We start from the raw sequence: 24,343 nt of genomic DNA on the forward strand, positions 1-24,343 counted from the left end.
TTTTTCTGGTTATTGTTTATATAGTGCGTTGTAGGAATTTTCTCCAGAGTGAACAGACAAAAGAGTATCAGCATAACCAACTAATCGATTAACAATTTCGTCTGAAATCGAGTAAACGAGATGATGGAGATGACTTTTATGTAGTTCAGGGTCATCAAAAATAATTGTTGTGTTAATAAAGATATGTTTTGTATCGAAAAGATTGTAATGGATAATTGTTTTACCTGGCGCACCACCTGTTAAAGGATCTTTGTAACTTGGTAAAAAGATATACCATTCCTCAGCGGTAGGAGATCTAAAATTTTTAGTGAAAAACATTCCATTGATTTCATTGTCTTTTCTTTTTTTGAGTTGTTCATCAATTACATCAATAACTTTGTTATCTTCTTTCATGATTCCTCCCAACTCTAATCAGCTGGATTAGCATCAACAGCTATTTCATAGGCATCTAGTATGAGATTTTTTTTATTAAAATCGTTTATATGAACAAGATACTGCCCATCTTCTTCATCTTCGACTTGCATGATAAACGTATGATTGAAATCCTCACTTTCTTGAAATAAAGCATAAGTTTCATTTTCCAAATTAAATAAAGCCTCAACGATCAGTTGTTTTTCATTTCCTTTTTCATCTACGACTGTTATTAAATCTCTTTCATGTTGGTTAATCATAGTAATCTCCTCCATAACTTATAACGATATTTTTACCCTAATAAAGTTTTTTCATTATTTTTATTAGATATGATAAAAAGGAACTTTATCTCTAGAGTAAGAGATGTTAAGATAAATATTGCTGATGATTTGCACAAAATAGAATAGAAGAGCTAATTTCGAAAACGTGTTGACACTTTCAACTTGAAATGGTACATTGTTATTCCTGCCACGAAATGGTGGCTTTCAAAAATGTTTTTAAAAAAACTCTTGATTTTTTCTAAGAACAAATTATAATATTATTTGTCGCTAATAATTGTCTGGTAATGATGGCGAAGAGGTCACACCCGTTCCCATGCCGAACACGGAAGTTAAGCTCTTCAGCGCCGATGGTAGTTGGGGGATTCCCCCTGTGAGAGTAGGACATTGCCAGGCGGTTTTACTAATATTTATAAATAAATAATGGAGGATTAGCTCAGCTGGGAGAGCATCTGCCTTACAAGCAGAGGGTCGGCGGTTCGATCCCGTCATCCTCCACCATGTTTTCTTTCACGGAAGTGGAAAATAACTGAATGAATAAAAAAACACCATGCGGGTGTGGCGGAATTGGCAGACGCGCTAGACTTAGGATCTAGTGTCTTTATGACGTGGGGGTTCAAGTCCCTTCACCCGCACCAAAAAAGCTATAAAAAATAGTGCCGGGGTGGCGGAACTGGCAGACGCACAGGACTTAAAATCCTGCGGTAGGTGACTACCGTACCGGTTCGATTCCGGTCCTCGGCACCAACGTTTTTTCGCAAAGCGAAAATAACGTACATTAATATGCGAAGCGAAAATAACGCTATGTTTTTGAAATGAAATCCTTAATAATAAGCGTTTTTTGTAAGAAAATTTAAGATCTTAGCGCCCGTAGCTCAATTGGATAGAGCGTTTGACTACGGATCAAAAGGTTAGGGGTTCGACTCCTCTCGGGCGCGCCAAAAGTTGCTTGTTAATAACGGGAAGTAGCTCAGCTTGGTAGAGCACTTGGTTTGGGACCAAGGGGTCGCAGGTTCGAATCCTGTCTTCCCGACCATTCTAAAGTTCCCATATTAATGGGGCCTTAGCTCAGCTGGGAGAGCGCCTGCCTTGCACGCAGGAGGTCAGCGGTTCGATCCCGCTAGGCTCCACCAATGAAAGTGAAAAGAAATTCATATTAGCCTTGGCGGTGTAGCTCAGCTGGCTAGAGCGTACGGTTCATACCCGTGAGGTCGTGGGTTCGACTCCCTCCGCCGCTATTTTAAAAAATTTTATGTTCTTATTTAAACTGGACCCTTAGCTCAGCTGGTTAGAGCAGACGGCTCATAACCGTCCGGTCGTAGGTTCGAGTCCTACAGGGTCCATTTATACGGAGGAATACCCAAGTCCGGCTGAAGGGATCGGTCTTGAAAACCGACAGGGGTGTCAAAACCCGCGGGGGTTCGAATCCCCCTTCCTCCTCCATAATAAATTCAAGTAATTAGTCACAAAATATATCTTGATATCTATAATATATATTACTTGATGATTTTTTAATTATATTATCGCGGGGTGGAGCAGTCTGGTAGCTCGTCGGGCTCATAACCCGAAGGTCGCAGGTTCAAATCCTGTTCCCGCAACCAATTTCTTCTCACTTCGGTTTTGAATTGGAAGTGCAAGGGTGTTTATTTTCACTTTAGTTTCGAATTATAAGTGCAAGGATGTTTATTTTCACTTTGTGAAAAAAACTTGGTCCGGTAGTTCAGTTGGTTAGAATGCCTGCCTGTCACGCAGGAGGTCGCGGGTTCGAGTCCCGTCCGGACCGCCATTTTTATGAAACAAATATGGAGGGGTAGCGAAGTGGCTAAACGCGGCGGACTGTAAATCCGCTCCTTAGGGTTCGGCAGTTCGAATCTGCCCCCCTCCACCAATGTTTTTTCGCGAAGCGAAAATAACATACATTTAATCTTGTACCGCGAAGCGAAAATAACATTCATTAGTGGAAGAAATGATATACTTTAGGGGCATAGTTTAACGGTAGAATAGAGGTCTCCAAAACCTTTGATGTGGGTTCGATTCCTACTGCCCCTGCCAATTAAACATTAATATATTGTGGCGGTTGTGGCGAAGTGGTTAACGCACCTGATTGTGGTTCAGGCATTCGTGGGTTCGATTCCCATCAGTCGCCCCATTTTTTATGTACTTATAAATTTAAAGATTTTAATGGGCTATAGCCAAGCGGTAAGGCATCGCACTTTGACTGCGACATGCGTTGGTTCGAATCCAGCTAGCCCAGCCATACTTTAGGCATCATAGCCAAGTGGTAAGGCAGAGGTCTGCAAAACCTTTATCCCCGGTTCAAATCCGGGTGGTGCCTCCAATTTAAATGCGGGTGTAGTTTAGTGGTAAAACCTCAGCCTTCCAAGCTGATGATGAGGGTTCGATTCCCTTCACCCGCTCCAATTATGATAATTGGGCCTATAGCTCAGCTGGTTAGAGCGCACGCCTGATAAGCGTGAGGTCGATGGTTCGAGTCCATTTAGGCCCACCATTTTACATATTTATTTGTTCCGCAGTAGCTCAGTGGTAGAGCTATCGGCTGTTAACCGATCGGTCGTAGGTTCGAGTCCTACCTGCGGAGCCATTTTTATGTCAAAAAAGACTTTTTAAAATCTCATATTGCGCCTTTAGCTCAGCAGGATAGAGCAACGGCCTTCTAAGCCGTCGGTCAGAGGTTCGAATCCTCTAAGGCGCGTAAAAAAGTGTACTCTTTATGGGTACACTTTTTTTTGAGTTCTCACATAAAAGGTTTGTTTTGTTTATAGAATAATGATGACTTAATGAACGATTTTGAAAAAGCAGGAAGTTGGGCTTTTTCATTATTCTTCCCTAGGAAAAGAGGTACTTTTTCACGGGAAAGCGAATGCCTTCAATGAAAATCAACAACAAAGTTTAACAGAGCCAATTCTTAAAAAGAAGGTAAGTTTCAATATAGAGATAATAGGGTATTGAATTAGAAAAATGAAGGTAATTGGAGGAAAATAGTGTTTAATAAACTTTTTTTATTTGTAAAAAGTAGAGTTTGGCTTTTACCAACTCTATTTTCAATAGTAGCATTTTTTTTAGCTGCATTAGTGTCATTTCTGGATCAGTTCAGCTTTCTACATAATACTACCATTTTAAAAGAATACCTTTCAATTAATAGCGATCTTGCTAAAACGATATTATCAACAATTGCAGGCTCTCTTCTTACAATGACAACAATTACATTTTCAACAATCATGGTTGTACTTACAACATATTCATCTCAATTTTCCCCTAGAACTCTTCAGAATTTTATACGAGATCGGGTAACAATGCGCGTACTGGGAATTTTTATAGGGGGATTTGTTTATTCAATTTTCTCGTTACTATTTATGAAGGAAAAATCGGAGAGTTATGTATTAGCAGCAACAAGCAGTGTTGTAATTGCGTCTATTTGTGTTGGTATTTTTGCATATTTCATACATCATGTTGCATCATCAGTTAGGGTAAGTAAATTAATTGAAAAGCTGACAGATGATGTGCGTAAAACAATACATATGCAAAAGCGAAAAATTGAAAATAATGAGGGCATATCAATTGTAAAGAATGTTCCACTACATAATCAATATTCTAAAACATTAGAAATCAAAAACAAGGATATTATTGGTTATATACAACTAATTGATGAGGAAACTCTGTGTAAAAATGCGTGTGAAGAGGATTATTTTATAGAAATTCATCACCAAATAGGGAGTTTTTTATCATTAGATAAAAAAGTAATCACCATTCATTATAATGGAGAAATAGGTGAAAAGGGTTTAGAAGAGATCACACTTGGTAATGAAAGGACTACAATGCAAGATGTAGATTTTGGATTACAACAATTAACAGAGATAGCACTTAGAGCTATTTCGCCTGGAATTAATGATCCAAATACTGCTATAGATTGTATAAGGCATTTAAGTTTATGTTTAAAGGAAGTAAGCAAACTTGATGGGAGTTTTATGGCATATTATGATGAAAAACGACCCGTGCTTTGTATACCACAAAGGCCATTTGAAGACATTGTAAGGTCGTCCTTTTATCAAATTTGTCATTATGGGCAAAAAGACATTTCCATCTTAGTAGCAATATTTGATGCATTGTTGGAGATTTCAGAATGTAATACTGAAACAATTATCACAAAATCGGTTGAATTTAGTGAATATATACTTGAGAAAATTGATATAAACTCCTTTCCAGAGATTGATCAACAGCTGTTAAAAAAGAAAAAAAGCCATTTAGAAGCTTTTCTAAAATAGGCTACATAAAACGTCTTAATATTGCAAGAACTAATGTTGTAAAATTCTTGCCTTCTAGTGTTTTTTAAACATAGCTTTGGTGCACTGTATAAAAAAATAACCAAAAGTGACATAATAATCCTCTATTCAGGAGATATTATACCTGAATAGGGGGGAGATTCTTTATGTATAAATATCCTAAGTTAATTTTATCATTAGTAATGATTATTCCTTGGTTTTCTATCGTATTTTTTGATAAAAAGTCATTTAAAAGATATCTTCCTGCAAGCTTGCTCATTTCAATAGTTGTTAAAATCGAAGGGTATATAGCAAAAAAACGCAAGTGGTGGTGGTTTTATGAGAGTGTACACCCGAAGATTAGTAGAGATATCCCACTAATTGTTGGACCTTTCTTTATTGGTTCACTTTGGATATTGAAATTTACATATGGAAAATTCACGAGATTTATTATCGTTAATTTAATTATCGATTCTCTATTCACGTATTATTTTATGAATATCTTTCAGAAATTGGGACTTGGTTCCTTGGTTCGTCTAAAAAGGATTAATTTATCATTATTGTTTATGATTAAATCACTTCTGTTATATTTCTTTCAATATTTAAAGGATCAATTTTTTGATAAGGCTGTTTCGTAAACTTTTTTGTTTTAACAACTCCAACTAACAGCAGTTTATCAAGCATGGTGGCATCTTTTCTTAATGCAATAATACTTATTATGCAATAAGAACAATGTTTAACGGCTATATTAGAGAATTTAGTAACAATCGTTCGGAAAAGAGCCTTTGATAATAAAGAAGTGGGTTAACTTTTTAAAAAATGTCATTATTAATGGCTGTTTTCGTAAAGTTTGTTGCTTTTAGTCATATAAAGAAATCAACACTGTAAAAAGTCTAGTGGCATCTTTTCTTCTTAGAATAGTACTTATATATGATAAAAAAATAGTTACTAACAGGAAATTAGGTTAAATAGCAACAATTTTTCAGAAAAGAGCCTTATTAATGGTCAATTAAGGAGATATTTATGTGGAAAATTCTAAGGTTGTTTTAAACACGTTAAATAAATTTTTAAAAGGACAATACATGGGTATCCATGCTTATGAACATTATATAGAGAAGCTTGAAGATTTATCTATAAAAAATCAGTTTCAAGAAATTCAACAAGATCATAAGCAGCATGCTCTACTAGTAGCAGAAAGAATCCAAAATCTTGGAGGAACACCTGTTGATTCTGAAGGGTTAATCGGGTCAGTACAAGGTTATATAAGTCAAATGATGATTCCGGATTCTGTTCAAGGTATTATAGATAATGCTCGTAAAGGTGAAAGTTATTATGGAATTGACTTGTCTGAAGAGTTAGTACGAGGAGACTTAGATGCAGAAAGTAGAAAGCTAATTGAAAACATCTTAGATAAAGATAGACAACATGTGAAATTATTAGAGAGTTTTCTTCAATAAACTTCAAGAATTTGAAAAATGGGGGTACCAGAAAAGAAAATTAATTATAGCTCTTAAATTATGTTAAATTTGTGTTTGTTTTAAATGTAGTCTGTTTATGAAGTATTCAATAAAGAAGAAAGGATATCTAAAAGAGGTAGTCTTAAAGATATCCTATTGTTGATAGGTTATTTAATTTCAATTTTACCGCTTGAAACATCTAATTTCACTTCATGTTCTCCAGATCCATGAACTCCCATCATTTTATGTTTAGTAGTTTCAGAGTTACTTAAGTTAAATGTTGAGGTGATGTTTCCACTACCAATTTTACCGTCTATTTTGAAATTAGCTTCTGAAGGTAAATCAAGTTCAACAAATCCAGAGTTTACTTTTATATCAACTGTGCTAATTAATTTCACTATTTCCATATCCATGTTACCTGAAGAAAGCTCTACTTTTACTTCACCGCTATAATCCTTCACATCTAAATTTCCTGAATTTATTTCAAATTCACCTTTATTCGTTGTTAATGAGTCAATATTTACATTACCGGATGAGCCATCAATTTTAAATAGATTCGTTTTAAAATCACTTAGTTGTATATGACCTGAACTCAAGTTAACAAGTAATTCTTTCAATTCCATGTGATTTCCATCAAACGTCATACTTCCAGATCCACTGTCAATTAACAGGTTTTGATTATAGTTTTTTGGAATATAAATTGTTAATTTACTTTTATCAAAGATTGAAAGACCATTGAACCAATTTTTTGATTTATATTCTACTTTTATTGTATTACCTGTTTCTCTTATAGTCATCTCTCCTTTTCCTTTTAACTCAGCCTTAATCGAGTCTCGATTATCTGGAATAATCGTAGTACTTATACCTGATACATCAATGTTAATGGTGTTTATATTATCTGATACCGCTCGCTCTTTATCTTTTTCTCCCAATGCTGTGTTTGTGAAAATTAAAAGCAATAAACCACCTGCAAAAAATAAAAACAATACAAATTTTTTCATTATATATACCCTCTCTCAAAGAAATTCACTTAATATAAGTTAATTCTATAGAAAACCAATTAAGGCATCAATGTACGATAGCTTTAAATGTATGTAAGACTTAAGCCGTATGTGCTAGTAAGAATTCATTTAATTGAAAGTTCCACATCTGTTCGTGCAATTAATCCTTTGGAAAAAATAGCCCCATTTTTTCCAAGTGGAAGAATAATGAAAAAGCCAAATTAGCGGCTTTTTCAAAGTACAATTCTTCTTAGGTCAGGGCGCCTCCATCGTAAGCTTGTGTCAGTGTTTCTCCATTTAATATACCTTTCTAATAGCTTAATCAACAAAGTGCTTACTAAACAATCTTTTTTTAAATAGAAATGTTGGGTAAAATTTCTAGAAAAACACTTTACATAGGTAAGGGGGGGTATAGTATATTATATTCAAGGAGGCAATATAAATGAAAATTGCTAACGAAAATGACACACTGGAGATAGAGTTCTGTTCTTACTCATATTGAGAAAATAAGCGTTCATTATGATCAACCAAAGAAAGAATTGCTTGGAACAATTCATAAATTAATTAGAAAATAAAGGAGAGAATAAATTATGGAAAAAACAATGTTAGTTGTAGAGGGAATGTCTTGTGGACATTGTGTAAAATCAATTGAAGGCAGTGTCGGCGACTTGGTTGGAGTATCAAATGTAGAGGTTTTATTAAGTGAAGGAAAAGTAAATGTAGAATATGATACTACTTCTGTTTCATTAGTTGAGATAAAGGAAGTAATTGAAGATCAGGGGTATGGTGTAAAGTGATAAATGCTTGTATCAGATAGCATTTGAGATTCATTGAATGGACAGATGAAAGGTATAAGGAGGGTTAATTTTGGCTCAAACAATAAAGGAAACTACATTACCTATAGCAGGAATGACTTGTGCGTCATGTGCTGTAAGAATAGAAAAAGGACTTAACAAGATTGAAGGAGTAGAAGAAGCAACTGTGAATTTTGCTCTTGAGAAAACATTGATTAAATATGATTCAACTATAGCAAATGTCGATGTAATAAAGAAGAAGATAAAGAATTTAGGATATGAGGTATTAGATGAAAGGGTCGAGTTAAATATTATCGGTATGACATGTGCAGCTTGTTCAACAAGAATTGAAAAAGGTCTAAACAAATTGGATGGTGTGATGAATGCTTCAGTGAATTTAGCATTAGAGAGTGCGACAGTCGAGTATGATCCTGCTCAAACAAGTGTTGAACAAATGATTCAAAAAGTTGAAAAGTTAGGATATCAAGCCAATCAAAAAGGTGAGAAAAAAGAAGACATAGCAGATCTTAAAGCAAAAGAATTAGAAACACAAAAAGGCAAATTTATATTCTCACTGATTTTATCTATTCCGTTATTATGGGCTATGGTTAGTCATTTTAGCTTTACATCATTTATTTATTTACCAGAGATGTTTATGAATCCTTGGGTTCAGTTAGCATTAGCTACTCCAGTTCAATTTATTGTAGGAAAGCAGTTTTATGTAGGTGCTTTTAAAGCGTTAAGAAATAAAAGTGCAAATATGGATGTACTTGTTGCATTAGGAACATCTGCAGCATATTTTTATAGCTTATATTTATCGATAATCTCAATTGGAAGTAACGCTCACATGGTTGAACTTTATTATGAAACAAGTGCCGTTTTAATTACATTAATTATTTTAGGTAAATTATTTGAAGTTAAAGCAAAAGGACGTTCTTCAGAAGCTATTAAAAAGCTAATGGGCCTACAAGCGAAAACCGCTTTAGTTGAAAGAAATGGTGCTGAAATAGAAGTTGCTCTTGAAGATGTATTAGTTGGAGATCTTGTTTATGTAAAACCAGGTGAAAAAGTCCCAGTTGATGGAGTCATTATAGATGGTCGATCAGCTTTAGATGAATCCATGTTAACTGGTGAAAGTGTACCTGTTGATAAGACAATCGGTGATTCTGTCATAGGAGCCACAATTAATAAGAATGGATTTTTAAAGGTTAAAGCAACAAAAGTAGGACGTGATACAGCACTATCACAAATTATTAAGGTTGTAGAAGAGGCTCAAGGATCAAAAGCTCCAATTCAACGTTTAGCTGACCAAATTTCAGGTATTTTCGTACCAATTGTTGTAGCAATTGCTTTTATTACATTTTTAGTATGGTTTTTCTTTGTTGCTCCAGGAGATTTTGCTGAAGCATTGGAGAAGTTAATCGCAGTATTAGTCATTGCATGTCCTTGTGCTTTAGGACTTGCAACACCAACTTCGATTATGGCTGGGTCAGGAAGAGCTGCTGAATTCGGCATACTCTTTAAAGGTGGAGAACATCTAGAAAGAACACATCGTTTAACAACCATATTGTTAGATAAAACAGGCACTGTTACTAATGGTCAACCTGTGTTAACAGATATTTTAGTTGAAAAAGACGTTGATGAGAAAGAGTTTTTAGCAATAGTGGGTTCTGCAGAAAAGCAATCTGAACATCCACTAGCACAAGCAATCGTGTCAGGAATTCAAGAAAAAAATATTACGCTTGTTGAAGTTGAAGAATTTGAAGCAATACCAGGTTATGGCATTAAAGCTAAAGTGAATGGTCAGATCGTTTTAGCTGGTACAAGAAAGTTAATGACTAAGTTCGGCGTGTCGATTGAAAAAGCTCAACAAACGATGGAGCAGCTTGAGGCAAATGGAAAAACTGCTATGGTAATTAGCATCAATAATAAGTATGCAGGTTTAGTAGCGGTTGCTGATACGATTAAAGATACTTCAAAGTCAGCAGTCAAACGTTTACAGGATATGGGTCTTGAAGTGGTAATGATTACAGGTGACAATAAACTCACTGCTGAAGCAATTGCTAAGGAAGCAGGCATTGATCAAGTGATCGCAGAAGTGTTGCCAGAAGGAAAAGCAGAAGAAGTAAAAAAATTACAAAAACAAGGTAAAATCGTTGCGATGGTTGGGGATGGAATCAATGATGCACCAGCCCTCGCAACTGCTGATATTGGCATGGCAATTGGAACTGGTACAGACGTAGCGATGGAAGCAGCTGACATTACCTTAATGCGCGGTGATTTAAACAGTATCGTTGATGCAATCTTCATGAGTAAAAGAACAATCAGAAACATTAAACAAAATTTATTTTGGGCTTTTGCCTACAATACTCTTGGAATTCCTGTAGCAGCATTAGGCTTCCTAGCACCTTGGTTAGCTGGAGCTGCAATGGCATTTAGTTCAGTATCTGTTGTTTTAAATGCATTGCGATTACAACGAGTAAAACTTTAATGAAGGGATATCAATATGATGAAAAAATGGATAATTTCAGCTCTTGCCTACTTAACGATTGTTGTACTTGCCTATATTGCCTACGATTCATTTGCTAACTTAGAAGGTAAACAAGCGCATAGTGAAGAACATAAAGCAGCAGACAGTAAAACAGAAGATCATGACACACATGGTGAGTTAAAAAGTGAGAAATCAAATGAACTTCATAAACATGAAAGTGAAGTAAGTTCAGATAATGAAATAAATGTTGATGTACAGGAATCTAATAAAGACATCATCATTACGTTAGAGGACTTAGCAGGACATTCTGTAGATGATTTAGAAATTAATCACGAAAAGTTATTGCATTTAATTGTGGTTGATGAACATCTTGATCAATATTATCATTTACATCCAGAAGAAATAACATCTGGTCAGTTTACAGTAAAAAGCCCACTCAAAGAGGGAAATTATAAAGCGTTTGTAGATATAAATTCAAAGAGTTTATCTTATGAAGTGAAACCTGTACCATTTAAAGTAGGAAAACCTTCAACAAATGAACATAACCATGCTTCATTAGAAATTGATAAAAAATTAGAAAAGATAATCAATGAGAACAAAGTAACACTTACAACAACCGATTTAGTAGTCGGTGAACCAGTTACATTAACGTTTGATGTTCACGGTGCAGAACTAGAGCCGTATTTAGGTGCGATGGGACATGTGGTCATATTGGATGAAAAAGCAGAGGAATATTTACATGTGCATCCACCAAATGTAAACGAACCAGTATTTCAAACTGAATTTTCACATGCTGGTATTTATAAATTATGGGCAGAGTTTCAAGTAAATGGAAGGGTGACAGCATATCCATTTGTAGTAGAAGTGAAATAGGTGCAAAAAAGGAATCCCTTCTTTTTCTGGTGGATTCCTTTTTTTGATGTTAAATTATTCATCTTCCAACTTTTTCTGAACCTTTTTGGCTAGATCGGACACATTTTCATCTTCAGCAAATTCTGTACCGTAAACCAAGGTAGGCTTCACAATAGATCCTCTATTTTCAAAATATTTAGCTGCTGGACCTCTTTCCTCTACTAATAAATGAATGAAAATTTCTGCAGCAGTTATAAGTAGTGCCGAAATAATACTGCCCCAAGCTATTTGCAAATAGCTTTCAAATAAAATACTTCCGAATACCCATACACTTAAATAAGTTAATAAAAAATCAACAACAGCAGCAGCACGTTTTCCTAGTTGAGGTAAAATAATTAACTCTCCAACAATGTACGATGTCACTGTAACAAACAAACTAAATGAAAGGATGTCAACAATCGTTGCTTCAAAAAACAAATCAAGTCCAAGACCAAATGCTATGACACAAGTAATAAATTTAATTAATAATAGGGTGGAATGCTTCAAGTTAATAACCTCCTCATGTTAGTTTTCATCAAAAAAGGTAAAGTCATACAATTTTTGATTAAAATTTATGAAATAACTAAGAAAAAGCGAATTTTACTTATTTAATGGTAGCTATATCAAAAATTTTTCTTACAACGGTATCAAATGCTTAAGCTTAATAATTAAAGTGCGCTTGAAGGTATTTCTTTACTCGATCTCCTCACAGAATCTAGAATTGTCGTTTGAATTTGTTACTTATTAAAAAACTATACAGTAAAAAAAAGAAGATAAATTAATGGGCGATATGGTAAAATATTACTAGGTTATCACTAAATAAAGGAGTACAAACAACATGAAAACATTCTTTAAAATTTTCGTCTTCACTTCTATTCCATTCGGATTTTTTATGTATTTACAAGCTTTGTTATTGAAAGATGAACCAAGCATGGCTTTATATATTATGATGGGATTAGTTTTCGGATTATTGATGGCTTTAATTCTGACAATCATAGATCGTCACTCTAAAAAGTCAATTGGGGAAGATATGGATAATGGGGTCCATCAAAAAAATACATATGAGTTACAGCTTTCTGTTAGTGAAGCATTTCAGTTATGTAAGCAAACTGTTTCAGTTTTAAACAGTGCGAAAATTACTTATGAAAATCAAGAAAAGGGTTTGTTAATTTTCAAGACTGGTATCAACTGGAGAACATGGGGAGACGTTGTAGAAATTGCGTTAAATGAGATAAATCCAAGTAGTACGAAAATATCAATTCATAGTAGACCACGTGTACCTACAACATTAGTTGACTATGGAAAAAATGCAGAAAATGTTCAACAAATTATCAATTTTATAAAAAATAAGGAAGTAAGTTTTTAAGAATTAAAGTTTTTCTTAACTGTATTTTAATGACAGACACTCGAATCCTAGGTGAACTAGAGGAAGATTTTAAGGCCTATGCAGGCTCATCTTCCTCCCAGGGGAATCGAGTGTTATCAGCACAATGGAACGAAACTATTTTTCAGCTTAACAGATTACTAGAAATTTATCGTCTTTAAGGATGATTTTTTCAATTATGTCCCAACTTTTGGAATTATTAAAAATATGAAATTAATTAACTTGAAGAACTTGTTTATCAGATGGTTTTTGTTGATCTTTTACTTTTATAGCTTTTCGATAACAAATGAGACCGCTTATTCCTAACCCAAAATAAAGAATGCTCATCACACTTGAAGGAAGCCATGCCCCTAAAGTCAAACCAACACTTCCAATTAACATAGCAACATTATAGGAAAGATTATCGATCGCCATGTAGGAGGCGCGTGATTTATCATTAACGATTCCTGCTAATATCGTTTGCCTAATTGGAGAATACATTAATTCACCTAACGTAAATAGTAGTGCGGCAATAATCAATAAAAGAAATGAATTGCTATAAGCGAATGTTGTAAAGCTTACTGAATAAATAGCAAGTCCTATTGTTAAGACAGCTTTTGCATTAAATCTTCCTAGCCATTTGGAGATCTGTAGTGTTGCAACAACAATTGTAACAGTATTAATTAACATAATGATACTGAACATTTTAATCCCAGTTATTTCGAATGATAAAAAAGTAGTAGAGAACTGATCTTTTAATCTTACTGCGATATATTTATCAAGCTGGAATTCTAATGACATAATGCATACTGTTGCAAGCACAAATAACATAAAGCCTCGGTCGTTTAATACATTTAGATAGTTTTTATATATTCCAAGTTTTATTGGCTGCTCATTATGATTAGTATCAACCTCTATTAATGATTCTTTTATAAAAAATACAATGATGATCAATGTGGCAATACTTACAATTAAAAACATCAAAAATAATAGAAACTTATACTCTTCAAAAAGTAATCCTCCAAGTGTTGCTCCAAGTGCAATCGCAATGTTTCCAGTCCAATACCCAAGTCCATAAATATAAGGTCGTTCTTTTTCAGAACTAACATCAATAATCATTGCACTTGCTGCAGGACCTATTAAACTTGAGCTAACATTGCTAAAAATAAACATCAAGTATGTCATCCATACTGATGTAATCAAGGGTGAGTTTACGATAGACATTACAGTTAAAGCAATCACCTGGATAATTTGTGCAATGACCAGCATTTTCTTACGGCCAATACGATCTGATAAATAACCAGAGTACAGCCCTACAATGATTGAAATGATTATATTCATCATTAACAATATTCCTGCAACCCCTGCTCCCACATGACTACTAAAGTAAATTGCCATAAAAGGCAGAATTGACATTTGAGTAATATCAGTAAAAAAATCTGTTATAATTCTAATTTTTATAGTTTGATGTAAATCACGAAATTTCATTTGTCTTATACCTTCTTTCTGATACTTACATTATAATAAATAAAACGAGAAGAAAAACCGTAAATCAGATTATGGAAATTTCGTATTTTAGGAGGCAGCAATGAACGTTATTGAGCATTACATTAATTTGCGGTTGGCGTTTATGAATGTTGAAGAAGAAGAAATAATTGAAACCACTACTGCTTGTATTTCTGATTATCTTTCGTGCACGATGAGGAACACAAACCATTTAATTAATAAAATGAGTGAGAAAGGCTTTTTGAATTGGATCCCACAAAAAGGAAGAGGAAGGAAATCCACACTTATCTTTCACTTACCTTTAAATGATGCAGCTACGTTAAATATAAAACGTCTGTTAAAAGAAAAGAGTTTTGAAGAGGCATATACATATATAATGGAAACCAAGTTTTCTCAATCGACAAAAGAAACTCTGCTTAATGGAATTCAGAGTGAATTCGGACTGCAATCTATAACACGCTCAAGTGGTAGAAAAGACACACTGAAAATACCTCAGCAAACGAAAATTCACACACTTGATCCTGCATTTATTGGAATCGTTCACGAAGCACATATTGCATATCATATTTTTGATACACTAGTTCGATATGATAAAAGCAGTAAATCCTATTCTTCGGGCATTGCACTTGCTTGGGATGAGGGAAAGGGTGGAACAGAATGGACATTTTATTTGCGTAAAGGCGTCTTATTTCATCATGGTCGATTGTTAGTTGCTAAAGATGTTCAATATACTATACAACGGAATTTAAATAACAAAGAAATTCCCTATCATTCTTTATTTAGCTGCATAAAGAACATAGTAATTATTGACGAAATTACGATAAAGTTTGTTCTAGATGAAGTTAATTATATGTTTTTAGATATAATGAGTAGCTTTTTTGCATCAATCCTTCCATATGATTGTGAAATAGATAGGATGAAACCTATTGGCACAGGACCTTATAAGGTCGAAAAAAATGATGAACATCTTTTAGTACTGGATGTGTTTCCATACTATTTTCAAGGAAGAGCCTTTCTAGATACAATTGAAATTTGGCATATGCCAGAAATGTTAAATAATGAAATCCATCGAAATGAACTTGTTAATATTGAAGAACATGATTTAAAAACGTTTCAGGAGCTTGGTAGTTTTTTCTTTGTATTTAATATGCAGAAGGATGGACCACATCAAGAACAATTTATTCGATTAGCATTTCAGCAACTTATAGATTCACAACAGCTTGTTGAGGATTTAGGCTTTCCTAGAAAAATGCCTGCTTATAGTTTTATTTATGAAAAAAGTAATAACCATCATTGTTTAGAAACTTCAATAACGAAAGCAAAACAAATACTTCAAGCGAGTAAGTACAAGGGAGAGCTCTTGAAGTTGGCTACATTTGAATTTAAAGAAGCTATAGAGGATATGAGTTGGTTAAAAAGACGATGTGATTCAATAGGATTAAATATAGAGATTACAACGATAAAGTCTACAGATATTTATGAAAATAATCGTTTTGATTGTTATGACATTATCTATACTGGAGAAACGTTTGAAGAGAATGAAGTATTGAGTTTGTATATGCTATATTCAAGTGAAAACAGTATACTTCGAAGTGTACTAAATAAAGAAAGTTGTTTAAAAATTGATGGTAAGTTAAAAAAAATAATGGTAGAAAGAGACTTAAAAACTAGGATTGAACACTTTTACTTAGTTGAGAAGTGGTTAAAGGATTTAGCCATCATTATCCAAACTTATCATACTTTAGAAGAACAAAACTACCATAAAGCTTTAAATGGAATTACAGTTTCAGGATATGGAATGCCAGATTTTCGCCATCTTTGGGTGAAGCGAAAGATGGATAGTGAAAAACAAGAAGATGCGAATTACTCCATTTATATTCCTTAACTTAATGGAACTTTACATCCACTTTAATCGTATAAAAACATATAGATAAAGAATTTGGAGGAATTGGTTGTGGGAGAGCCCTTTTTTATGGGAGATTTGATGTTTCAAATCGTCCCAATATTTATTGGAATTATTTTTGTTGTCGTTATCAGTTTTTTCATTATTAATATAGTAAAAGGAATTAGTACATACAGTAAAAATGAGCAGTCACCAAGAATATCTGTGCCAGCAGAATTAAAAACGAAACGTACTTCAGTAAGATCAGGTGGTCAAAATCATCACTCACATACTTCTTACTATGTAACCTTTGAATTTTCAAGTGGTGATCGTAGTGAATTTATAGTTTCTGGTAAGGAATATGGTCAACTTGCAGAAGGCGATGTTGGAATTTTGACTTTCCAGGGAACAAGGTACGGAGGATTTGATCGTAAAATACATGAAGAAAGCAAAAGCTAACAATAAATCGTAGTTGAGGTGTAATAAGAAATGATCTTAAGTTTTATATTAATTATTATTGCCGTTTATTTACTTATTTCACTTGTTATTTTGCCAATGCAATACCGTTACCTTGTTTCTTTAAAAGAAACGGAAGCAAAAAACAAGACAAAAGGAACAACTCAAGGAGAAATGTATGAAAAAATGAATCCAGGAGAATCAATGCTGCATGAAAATGCGCAAGGAAATCCATTATTTTTACTTGCTAATATTCTTGCTGCTATTATCTATCGAATAAAACATTCATAACCAAAGGAGATGTGTTTATGTTACATATAGAAAATATCCATCATGTAAGCTTATCTGTAACTGATGTGCAGAAATCAAAATATTTTTATGGTAATATATTAGGTTTTCAAGAACTAGATCGTCCAAACTTTGACTTTCCCGGAGCATGGTATCAAGTCGGAAATCAACAGCTTCACTTGATCCAACACGAAGATTCCACGACATTACGTAAAAGTAATGAATTGAATTCAAGAGATGGACATTTTGCAATTCGTGTAAAAGATTATGATCAAACATTAGCTTATTTAAAAGAAAGAAATCTTGAAGTTAGTGAAAAGCCAAATAGTAAAAGTGGTTTTGCACAGATTTTTTGTAATGATCCTGATTTTAATTTAATTGAATTTAATGTAGAGCAGAAAGCACTAAAAAAATAATACTTTAGACTTAAGGATAACTCAGTGGAGAAAGCTTTCACTAAGAGTTATCCTTTTAGTTCACCCTTAAGATAAACAACTGTTTACTTTTGGATAGATTTTAAATAATCTGTATATATTATCCAATTATGTGATTTATAGATGTTGAAACTACAAGGTTTTATTGTTCCTTAATACTTAACTTTGCTGAACGTAAAGAGAAAATTATATTCATAGGAGAGGTTAGTAATGACAACTAAATATGTAGTATTTGATTTTGATGGAACAATAGCAGATACAACTAAAGTTTTTATGTATGCCTGGAATTATCTGGCGGATAAATATCGTTATAAAAAAATAGAGCTAGATCAATTAGAAACAATTAAAAAATTAAATATGAGAGAGCGCAGTATCCTTTTGAATTTTCCTTTATATAAAATACCAATTGTTATGCCTGAACTTATTAAGCAATATAAAAATTCAGTTGTGGAAATTACTTTATTTCCTGGTATTAAAAATTTATTAGAAAATTTACATAAAAAAGGATATAAGATAGCAATCATTTCTTCGAATTCAGAAGAAAATATCAAGTATGTTTTAAAAAGAAACCATGCGGATACTTTAATTACAGATGTTATTAGTGCAAAGAGAATTTTTGGTAAAGATAAAACAATAAATCAATTTCTAAAGAGAAAAAAATTGGAGCCTTCAGAAATGATATATATTGGTGATGAACACAGAGATATTATCGCTTGCAAGAAAAGTAATGTTAAAGTGATTTGGGTAGAATGGGGGTACGATGGGATAGATGTCGTTAAATCTGCAGATCCTGATTATATGGTAAAAAAACCAAGTGATATTTTAGAGATCGTTTAAAGAGTAAGTATTTTTTAAGTTATAAGTAGAAAAGTAAATCTTATGGGAGATTTATGACTCATATAAAAATAGATTTACTATTAACTTTAGGAGAAGATTCAATGGTTCAAGTCCTAAAACAAGAAGTAAAAGAAGTATTATTAGGGAAGCTAAAAAAGAATTTCTTTCTCATGGCTATCAAAAAGCATCAATGAGAAAAATAGCTGAATCAGCTAATATATTAATTGGTAATATTTACAAAAACTTTGTCAGTAAAGAGGATTTGTTTGATCAGCTTGTTAGTAAAGTTTTTGAATCTATGTAAGTGTGTAGAAATTAAAGCGTGGTATGTGAGAAAATAATACTTCGAGAAAAAAAGCAGTGTAAATCAAACAATATTTTTTGTAGTCTGTAATGAGAAAACTTATAGTAAGATTGTAAGTGTTTACATAAATAAGATAAAAAAGAGGAATAGAAAGGAGACGAACAGATGCTAAAAATAGGAATTATCGGTACAGGTTGGTTTAGTGGAGTTCACGCAAATATTCTTAACCAGATGGAAGACATTCAAATTAAGGGGATTTGCGGCACAAGTAAAGATAAAGCAGAGAAATATGCTAGTAACTATCCCGATGCAACTGGATATGGAGATGTAAAAGAGATGTTAGATAGTGAAGATCTCAATGCAGTCTACATATGTATTCCACCCTTTGCACATGGTGAAATAGAGCTAGAGTTAATAAAAAGAGGAATTCCTTTTTTAGTGGAAAAACCACTAAGTGTTGATCTTGATATCCCTTATGAAGTCATAACAAAGCTAAAAGCTCAGAAAGTGATTACATCAGTTGGTTATCATTTTCGCTATCGTGAATCTGTTGAATCGTTAAGAAATGAACTTGATCAAAGTACACTTGGTATGGTGACTGGTGAATGGATGGGATCTATGCCTACGGTTTCCTGGTGGAGAAATCAACAAACATCAGGAGGTCAATTTATTGAACAAACAACACATTTGGTTGATTTGCTTCGCTATACTGTTGGAGAAGTAGAAGAAGTCTATGCAGCTTATGGAAGTAGATCGTTATCAACTCAATATGATAATGTAACAGTTTCAGATATTGGAACAGTGACACTTAAATTTAGAAATGGAGAAATAGCAAATCTTTCAAACACATGTATACTTCCTGAAGGAGATTCTAGTGTTGGGTTAGATTTTTATACTAATAAAGGAATCTTTCAGTTGGGATTTCATTCTTTGGACATATCGAAAGAAGGGAAAAAATCATCAATTGTTGATTCTACCGACCCTTATTTAAAAGAAAATCAAGCATTTCTTCATGCGGTTAAAACTGGAGATTCATCAAAAATTTTATCAAATTATGAAGATGCATATAAAACTCAAGAAATAACAGTTGCAGCATTAAAGTCCGCTGAAACAGGGTTGCCAGTTAAAATAAGTTAATATTTAAAGTAATAAAAACGGATGAGTATACAGATATCATCCGTTTTTATTTTCTATTTATACATTTAAAAACTTCACACAAACAGGGTCAGGTACTGTTACATCTGACTGCAATAAAGTCAGTTTTCCTGTTAGTGTATCTCTTGAGAATAAAACAAGATTACTGCTTTCTTGATTTGAAGCGATCAAGAATTTTTCTGTTGGGTCTAATGCAAAATCACGTGGCCAATTTCCTTCTGTTGATGTGTATTCAACAAATGATAATTCTCCGGTTTCTTCATTTACACGGTATATTGCGATACTGTCATGTCCGCGATTTCCTGCATAGACAAAGCGTCCGTCAGAGGAAATATGAATAGCACTTCCCTGACTATTTTCTGTAAAGTCAGCTGGAATTGCAGGAATATACTGAAGCTCAGTAAGTATTCCAGTTTCTGAATTGTAGCTTAATGTTATTACTTCATTACTTAATTCTGTCATCACATAAGCGTACTTTCCGTTCGGGTGGAAAGTAATATGTCTTGGTCCACTACCAGCTTTAACAAGTAGGCTATGTATCTCCTCTAATTTTCCTTCAGAGATCTTATATGTCACAATTTTATCAATTCCTAAGTCAACAGCAACTACATATTTTTCATCAGGAGTGAATCCAGAATAGTGAGCATGTGGTTTTTCTTGTCTTTCGTGAGGTCCTGTACCTTCATGTTGCATAACTGATAATGCTGGTGATATGGTGTTATCCTCATTTATTTTATGAGAAACTATTGTTCCTAAATGATAGTTAGCCGTTACAACTTGATTATTCTTAGAATCAACACTAACATGACAAGGTGAAGAACCGTCTAGAAGTTCTCGATTTGTTGCTGTTAAATCACCTGTTTGCTGGTTAATTTGATAAGCAGCAACACCACCTTTATCACCTTCTTTGACAACGGCATAAAGAGATTTGTTATCTTTACTAAGATTTACGTATGTAGGATTGTCTAATTCAGCTACAGCTTTAATATCTCCAAGTTTTGCTGAATCTGTATCTAATGTAAAGCTATAGACACCCTGACTATCTCCTTTTGTGTATGTACCAATATAACCGATTAATTTTGGCAAGATAAATACTCCTTTCATCATGTGCTATTTTCCATTATATCGTTTGTTTGCAAGAGTCAACAACAATTTAAGCTATCAATTTACTATCATTTACTAATATAATAGTATTTATGAAAATTGAAAAAGGAGAACAAGAAGATGTTAAAACGTTTTTATTCGTATTATATACCACATAAAAAGCTTTTTATCTTTGATTTTAGCAGTGCAATTATAGTGGCAATCTTGGAATTAGCTTTTCCACTTGCTGTTCAATGGTTTATAGATTCTTTGCTTCCAAGTGAAAATTGGTCAGCAATTGTGTCGGTGAGTATTGGACTGTTAGTGCTGTATCTTATAAGTACATTTTTACAATTTGTTGTTAATTATTGGGGACATAAGTTAGGAATTAATATTGAAACCGATATGAGGAAACAGCTATTTCAGCATGTTCAAAAGCAATCCTTTAAATTTTTCGACAACACAAAAACAGGGAATATTATGAGTCGAATAACAAATGATTTGATGGATATTGGTGAGCTTGCACATCATGGACCAGAAGATTTGTTTATTTCTATTATGACATTTATCGGTGCTTTCTGGATTATGTTCACAGTGAATGCAAAGCTTGCTTTAGTGGCACTAATTGTCTTACCATTTCTAGCTTTACTTATGATCGTAAGTAACTTAAAAATGAATCGTGCTTGGAAGAAGATGTTTACTGAAATTGCAGATGTGAATGCTAGAGTAGAGGATAGTGTCTCAGGAGTACGTGTTGTTCAATCTTTTACAAATGAAGAGTTTGAAAACAATCGCTTCTCAGTAAATAATTTAAAATTCCGGAAAGCTAAACTAGGTGGATATAAGGTCATGTCATTTAGTTTATCTGGTATTTATATGATGACAAGGTTTGTCACATTAGCTGTGCTTGTATTTGGTGCATGGTTAAGCTACACGGGACAGCTTTCTTATGGAGAGCTAGTAGGTTTTGTTTTATATATCAACGTCTTATTCAAACCTATAGATAAAATCAGTGCTTTAATGGAGCTGTATCCTAAAGGTATGGCTGGCTTTAAACGTTTTACAGAGCTATTAGATGTAGATCCAGATGTTCTTGATGTGAAGGATGCGGTTGAAGTCAATACACTTCAAGGAAATATTACGTTTTCAAATGTTTCATTTGGTTATGATGAGCATAAACAAGTTCTTAACGGAATAGATTTGGCGATATCTTCAGGTGAAACCATAGCCTTTGTTGGACCATCGGGTGCAGGTAAAACAACCATTTGTTCTCTGATACCACGTTTTTATGATGTTGATGAAGGATCAATTAAAATTGATGGTATAGATATTCGAGACATGGCCAAACAATCACTAAGATCACACATTGGTATTGTCCAACAAGATGTGTTCTTATTTACCGGTACACTTAGAGAAAATATTGCTTATGGAAAACTTGATAGCACACAGGAAGAAATTGAGGAAGCTGCGAAAAAAGCACATTTAGAAAGCTTTATCGAATCACTTCCATTCGGTTATGATACGCAAATTGGTGAAAGAGGATTAAAGCTGTCGGGTGGTCAAAAGCAAAGAATAGCTATTGCAAGGATGTTCCTAAAAAATCCACCTATACTAATTTTGGATGAAGCAACATCTGCTTTGGATACAGAAACAGAAATGATTATCCAAAGAGCTTTAACAGACCTTGCTAAAGATCGCACCACTCTTGTTATTGCCCATCGATTAGCAACGATTAGAAATGCCGATAAAATTGTTGTTGTCACAGAGGATGGCATTGCTGAACAAGGAAATCATGAAGAACTTATTAAGCAAGACGGTATTTTCGCTAATTTACATCGAGTACAGTTTCAAAGATAAGATGGGGCTTTAGCTGCTCCATCTTTTTTCTCGTGAAAATTTTGGGGTGAGTAGGGCGGATTTTGTCGAAAAACTAATATAATCATGAAAATAGCAAATAAAATGGTGAAAACCGCAAATAAATCAAACACAACAGCAAATAAATGTAACGAATCAGCAAATATATAGTCAAAAACAGCAAATAACAGAAAAAAATGAGTTGGAAGTATGAATAATAATGAAAAACAGAAGAATAATAGCATGGAAAATACTCTAGCAACTTTTTAGTGCCTCACATTTTTTGAAAATCCGCAGATATAGAATTCTCCTTTTTATAAAACTAATTTAAATGATTGCGATTACAAGTCAATAGTACCAAGAAACCTTTGTTTTAAGGGCTTTTTTGCAATTATTAGACTTCTGCAAAAGAGATTGACAGTCGATTCTAACTTATGTATCTTATGTAAGTATGTTTTTTATTAGGAGGAAATTATGAGTAATCAGAATACACAACAAGTGAAAATTGTAACAGCAGATCCATCAGCTTTGGGTCTATTTGGGCTAGCGATGGTTACTCTTGTGGCATCTTCACAGAAATTAGGTTTAACAGAAGGTACTTCATTAATATTACCATGGGCATTTTTCTTAGGTGGACTAGCTCAACTATTTGCAAGTATCTTGGATTCTAAACATAACAATACCTTTGGAACAACTGCATTTGGTGCATTTGGTTTGTTTTGGTTTGGTGTTGGAATGACATGGTTGATTCAATTAGGTGCTTTTGGTGAAGAGCTAGCTGCTAATGCCGATTCTAAACAGCTAGGTGTTGCATTTATCGGCTATTTAATTTTCAGTGTTTTTATGACTGTTGGAGCGATGGCAACACATAAGGTATTATTCTTTATTTTTGTATTTATAGATTTCTTATTTATTGGCTTATCTTTAAGTACACTTGGAGTAATGCCTGAAACAACTCATATGATAGCGGCTATTGCAGAGCTTATTATCGCATTATTATCTTTCTATGGATCTGCGGCAGTTGTTTTAAATAATCAGTTTGGAAAAGTGATTTTACCAGTTGGGAAGCCATTTGGTGTTTTTAAATAAGGCTGTTTTCGTAAACTTTGTTGCTTTTAACAACTCCAAGTAAACAGCACTTTATCAAGCATGGTGGCATCTTTTCTTAATAGACTAGTACTTATTATGTAATAAGAACAATGTTTAAACTGCAATATTAGGGCAATTAGCCACAATCTTTCAAAAAAGAGCCTTAAATAACTGTATTTTATTTCGTGGGATCATACTGAAACAAATTGAAAGAATATCACTCCATTAGCAACATAGGAAAGAGGCTGGGACATAATTAAAGATGTCATACAAAAAGACGAATAAATAAATCGAAATTCAGTTAAGCTGAAAGAAACAAGTTCGTTTCATTGCGCTGCAGACACTTGCTTTCCATGGGGAGGAAGCTGAGCCTCCTCGACGCAAGCGCCTGCGGGGTCTCAGCCTTTCCTCAATTCCCGTAGGAGTCGAGTGTCTTCCGCTCCTTTCCACTAGTTCTTAAAAGTGGTTTCTAAAATCAAAAAATCTATT

At 33.7% G+C, this 24,343-nt stretch carries 22 protein-coding genes, 20 tRNA genes and 1 rRNA gene; 37 read left to right on the forward strand and 6 right to left on the reverse strand.

Annotation, left to right across the window (positions count from 1 at the left end):
- Positions 1–9: 9 nt before the first annotated feature.
- Positions 10–393, reverse strand: a complete 384-nt coding sequence (locus LC076_RS09665; protein ID WP_226668065.1) for a hypothetical protein — start codon at positions 391–393, stop codon at positions 10–12.
- 14 nt (positions 394–407) lie between these two features.
- Complete coding sequence (locus LC076_RS09670; protein ID WP_264191488.1) at positions 408–671, reverse strand: DUF1292 domain-containing protein; 264 nt, start codon at positions 669–671, stop codon at positions 408–410.
- Positions 672–969: 298 nt separating this feature from the next.
- On the opposite strand from LC076_RS09670, the gene rrf reads away from it, so the two are divergent.
- The 24 genes from rrf (at position 970) to LC076_RS09790 (ending at position 6,426) form a co-directional block, all read left to right on the forward strand.
- Positions 970–1,085 (forward strand): 5S ribosomal RNA (gene rrf / locus LC076_RS09675).
- 29 nt (positions 1,086–1,114) lie between these two features.
- Positions 1,115–1,190, forward strand: a tRNA-Val gene (locus LC076_RS09680).
- Between the two features lie 51 nt (positions 1,191–1,241).
- Positions 1,242–1,327: transfer RNA gene (locus tag LC076_RS09685), tRNA-Leu, on the forward strand.
- A gap of 20 nt (positions 1,328–1,347) precedes the next feature.
- Positions 1,348–1,436, forward strand: a tRNA-Leu gene (locus LC076_RS09690).
- 117 nt (positions 1,437–1,553) lie between these two features.
- Positions 1,554–1,630: transfer RNA gene (locus LC076_RS09695), tRNA-Arg, on the forward strand.
- A gap of 18 nt (positions 1,631–1,648) precedes the next feature.
- Positions 1,649–1,725: transfer RNA gene (locus LC076_RS09700), tRNA-Pro, on the forward strand.
- Positions 1,726–1,746: 21 nt separating this feature from the next.
- Positions 1,747–1,822: transfer RNA gene (locus tag LC076_RS09705), tRNA-Ala, on the forward strand.
- Positions 1,823–1,853: 31 nt separating this feature from the next.
- Positions 1,854–1,927 (forward strand) — tRNA-Met (locus LC076_RS09710).
- A gap of 31 nt (positions 1,928–1,958) precedes the next feature.
- A tRNA-Ile gene (locus LC076_RS09715) sits at positions 1,959–2,032 on the forward strand.
- 7 nt (positions 2,033–2,039) lie between these two features.
- Positions 2,040–2,132, forward strand: a tRNA-Ser gene (locus LC076_RS09720).
- 81 nt (positions 2,133–2,213) lie between these two features.
- A tRNA-Met gene (locus LC076_RS09725) sits at positions 2,214–2,290 on the forward strand.
- A gap of 108 nt (positions 2,291–2,398) precedes the next feature.
- A tRNA-Asp gene (locus LC076_RS09730) sits at positions 2,399–2,475 on the forward strand.
- A gap of 18 nt (positions 2,476–2,493) precedes the next feature.
- A tRNA-Tyr gene (locus tag LC076_RS09735) sits at positions 2,494–2,577 on the forward strand.
- Between the two features lie 90 nt (positions 2,578–2,667).
- Positions 2,668–2,741, forward strand: a tRNA-Trp gene (locus LC076_RS09740).
- Between the two features lie 21 nt (positions 2,742–2,762).
- Positions 2,763–2,838 (forward strand) — tRNA-His (locus LC076_RS09745).
- A 33-nt stretch (positions 2,839–2,871) separates the two neighbouring features.
- A tRNA-Gln gene (locus LC076_RS09750) sits at positions 2,872–2,946 on the forward strand.
- 7 nt (positions 2,947–2,953) lie between these two features.
- Positions 2,954–3,027: transfer RNA gene (locus LC076_RS09755), tRNA-Cys, on the forward strand.
- Between the two features lie 8 nt (positions 3,028–3,035).
- A tRNA-Gly gene (locus LC076_RS09760) sits at positions 3,036–3,109 on the forward strand.
- A gap of 12 nt (positions 3,110–3,121) precedes the next feature.
- Positions 3,122–3,198: transfer RNA gene (locus LC076_RS09765), tRNA-Ile, on the forward strand.
- 18 nt (positions 3,199–3,216) lie between these two features.
- Positions 3,217–3,291: transfer RNA gene (locus LC076_RS09770), tRNA-Asn, on the forward strand.
- A gap of 37 nt (positions 3,292–3,328) precedes the next feature.
- Positions 3,329–3,402, forward strand: a tRNA-Arg gene (locus tag LC076_RS09775).
- A 289-nt stretch (positions 3,403–3,691) separates the two neighbouring features.
- Positions 3,692–4,972 carry a DUF2254 domain-containing protein gene (locus tag LC076_RS09780; RefSeq protein ID WP_226668067.1) on the forward strand — a complete coding sequence of 427 codons (1,281 nt, stop codon included), beginning with the start codon at positions 3,692–3,694 and terminating at the stop codon, positions 4,970–4,972.
- 164 nt (positions 4,973–5,136) lie between these two features.
- Positions 5,137–5,607: a hypothetical protein gene (locus LC076_RS09785; protein WP_226668069.1), complete on the forward strand. Its 471-nt coding sequence runs from the start codon at positions 5,137–5,139 to the stop codon at positions 5,605–5,607.
- Between the two features lie 387 nt (positions 5,608–5,994).
- Positions 5,995–6,426 (forward strand): ferritin-like domain-containing protein, encoded by a 432-nt coding sequence (locus tag LC076_RS09790; RefSeq protein ID WP_226668072.1) that lies wholly within the window; start codon positions 5,995–5,997, stop codon positions 6,424–6,426.
- Positions 6,427–6,593: 167 nt separating this feature from the next.
- Here LC076_RS09790 and LC076_RS09795 read toward each other — a convergent pair whose 3' ends face one another.
- The gene (locus tag LC076_RS09795; protein ID WP_226668075.1) at positions 6,594–7,427 is read right to left on the reverse strand and encodes a DUF4097 family beta strand repeat-containing protein; all 834 of its coding nucleotides are present in this window, start codon (positions 7,425–7,427) and stop codon (positions 6,594–6,596) included.
- Between the two features lie 590 nt (positions 7,428–8,017).
- Here LC076_RS09795 and copZ point away from each other — a divergent pair.
- The 3 genes from copZ (at position 8,018) to LC076_RS09810 (ending at position 11,585) form a co-directional block, all read left to right on the forward strand.
- Positions 8,018–8,224: a copper chaperone CopZ gene (gene copZ / locus LC076_RS09800; protein WP_226668076.1), complete on the forward strand. Its 207-nt coding sequence runs from the start codon at positions 8,018–8,020 to the stop codon at positions 8,222–8,224.
- Positions 8,225–8,294: 70 nt separating this feature from the next.
- On the forward strand, positions 8,295–10,712 hold the full coding sequence (locus LC076_RS09805) for a heavy metal translocating P-type ATPase (RefSeq protein ID WP_226668078.1): 2,418 nt from the start codon (positions 8,295–8,297) through the stop codon (positions 10,710–10,712).
- An 18-nt stretch (positions 10,713–10,730) separates the two neighbouring features.
- Positions 10,731–11,585, forward strand: a complete 855-nt coding sequence (locus tag LC076_RS09810; RefSeq protein WP_226668080.1) for a hypothetical protein — start codon at positions 10,731–10,733, stop codon at positions 11,583–11,585.
- 54 nt (positions 11,586–11,639) lie between these two features.
- Here the strand turns inward: LC076_RS09810 and LC076_RS09815 are convergent, their stop codons facing one another.
- Positions 11,640–12,110, reverse strand: a complete 471-nt coding sequence (locus LC076_RS09815) for a YndM family protein (RefSeq protein ID WP_226668083.1) — start codon at positions 12,108–12,110, stop codon at positions 11,640–11,642.
- Positions 12,111–12,441: 331 nt separating this feature from the next.
- On the opposite strand from LC076_RS09815, the gene LC076_RS09820 reads away from it, so the two are divergent.
- Entirely contained in the window at positions 12,442–12,969 is a 528-nt protein-coding gene (locus tag LC076_RS09820; protein ID WP_226668084.1) for a hypothetical protein, read from the forward strand.
- 231 nt (positions 12,970–13,200) lie between these two features.
- Here LC076_RS09820 and LC076_RS09825 read toward each other — a convergent pair whose 3' ends face one another.
- Positions 13,201–14,454, reverse strand: a complete 1,254-nt coding sequence (locus LC076_RS09825) for an MDR family MFS transporter (protein WP_226668087.1) — start codon at positions 14,452–14,454, stop codon at positions 13,201–13,203.
- Between the two features lie 100 nt (positions 14,455–14,554).
- Here LC076_RS09825 and LC076_RS09830 point away from each other — a divergent pair, with 100 nt between their 5' ends.
- From LC076_RS09830 to LC076_RS09860, 7 genes are all read left to right on the forward strand, one after another.
- A complete protein-coding gene (locus tag LC076_RS09830) occupies positions 14,555–16,357 on the forward strand; it encodes an ABC transporter substrate-binding protein (protein WP_226668089.1) in 1,803 nt (600 codons plus the stop codon).
- Between the two features lie 69 nt (positions 16,358–16,426).
- Positions 16,427–16,813, forward strand: coding sequence for a DUF2500 domain-containing protein (locus LC076_RS09835; RefSeq protein WP_226668096.1), 387 nt, complete (start codon positions 16,427–16,429; stop codon positions 16,811–16,813).
- Between the two features lie 30 nt (positions 16,814–16,843).
- Complete coding sequence (locus tag LC076_RS09840) at positions 16,844–17,101, forward strand: DUF3949 domain-containing protein (RefSeq protein ID WP_226668098.1); 258 nt, start codon at positions 16,844–16,846, stop codon at positions 17,099–17,101.
- 17 nt (positions 17,102–17,118) lie between these two features.
- A complete protein-coding gene (locus LC076_RS09845; protein WP_226668100.1) occupies positions 17,119–17,514 on the forward strand; it encodes a VOC family protein in 396 nt (131 codons plus the stop codon).
- Between the two features lie 228 nt (positions 17,515–17,742).
- Positions 17,743–18,369 carry an HAD-IA family hydrolase gene (locus LC076_RS09850; RefSeq protein ID WP_226668103.1) on the forward strand — a complete coding sequence of 209 codons (627 nt, stop codon included), beginning with the start codon at positions 17,743–17,745 and terminating at the stop codon, positions 18,367–18,369.
- 190 nt (positions 18,370–18,559) lie between these two features.
- On the forward strand, positions 18,560–18,673 hold the full coding sequence (locus LC076_RS24485; protein ID WP_226668106.1) for a TetR family transcriptional regulator: 114 nt from the start codon (positions 18,560–18,562) through the stop codon (positions 18,671–18,673).
- Between the two features lie 165 nt (positions 18,674–18,838).
- Positions 18,839–19,810 (forward strand): Gfo/Idh/MocA family protein, encoded by a 972-nt coding sequence (locus LC076_RS09860; RefSeq protein WP_226668109.1) that lies wholly within the window; start codon positions 18,839–18,841, stop codon positions 19,808–19,810.
- A 57-nt stretch (positions 19,811–19,867) separates the two neighbouring features.
- On the opposite strand, the gene LC076_RS09865 is transcribed toward LC076_RS09860, so the two are convergent.
- Positions 19,868–20,914 (reverse strand): lactonase family protein, encoded by a 1,047-nt coding sequence (locus LC076_RS09865; RefSeq protein WP_226668111.1) that lies wholly within the window; start codon positions 20,912–20,914, stop codon positions 19,868–19,870.
- 138 nt (positions 20,915–21,052) lie between these two features.
- On the opposite strand from LC076_RS09865, the gene LC076_RS09870 reads away from it, so the two are divergent.
- Positions 21,053–22,768: an ABC transporter ATP-binding protein gene (locus tag LC076_RS09870; protein WP_226668114.1), complete on the forward strand. Its 1,716-nt coding sequence runs from the start codon at positions 21,053–21,055 to the stop codon at positions 22,766–22,768.
- Positions 22,769–23,239: 471 nt separating this feature from the next.
- A complete protein-coding gene (locus LC076_RS09875) occupies positions 23,240–23,854 on the forward strand; it encodes an acetate uptake transporter (protein ID WP_226668117.1) in 615 nt (204 codons plus the stop codon).
- Positions 23,855–24,343 lie beyond the last annotated feature (489 nt).

Origin of the sequence: Metabacillus litoralis, assembly GCF_020524045.1 — a bacterium.
Classification (GTDB): domain Bacteria; phylum Bacillota; class Bacilli; order Bacillales; family Bacillaceae; genus Metabacillus; species Metabacillus litoralis_C.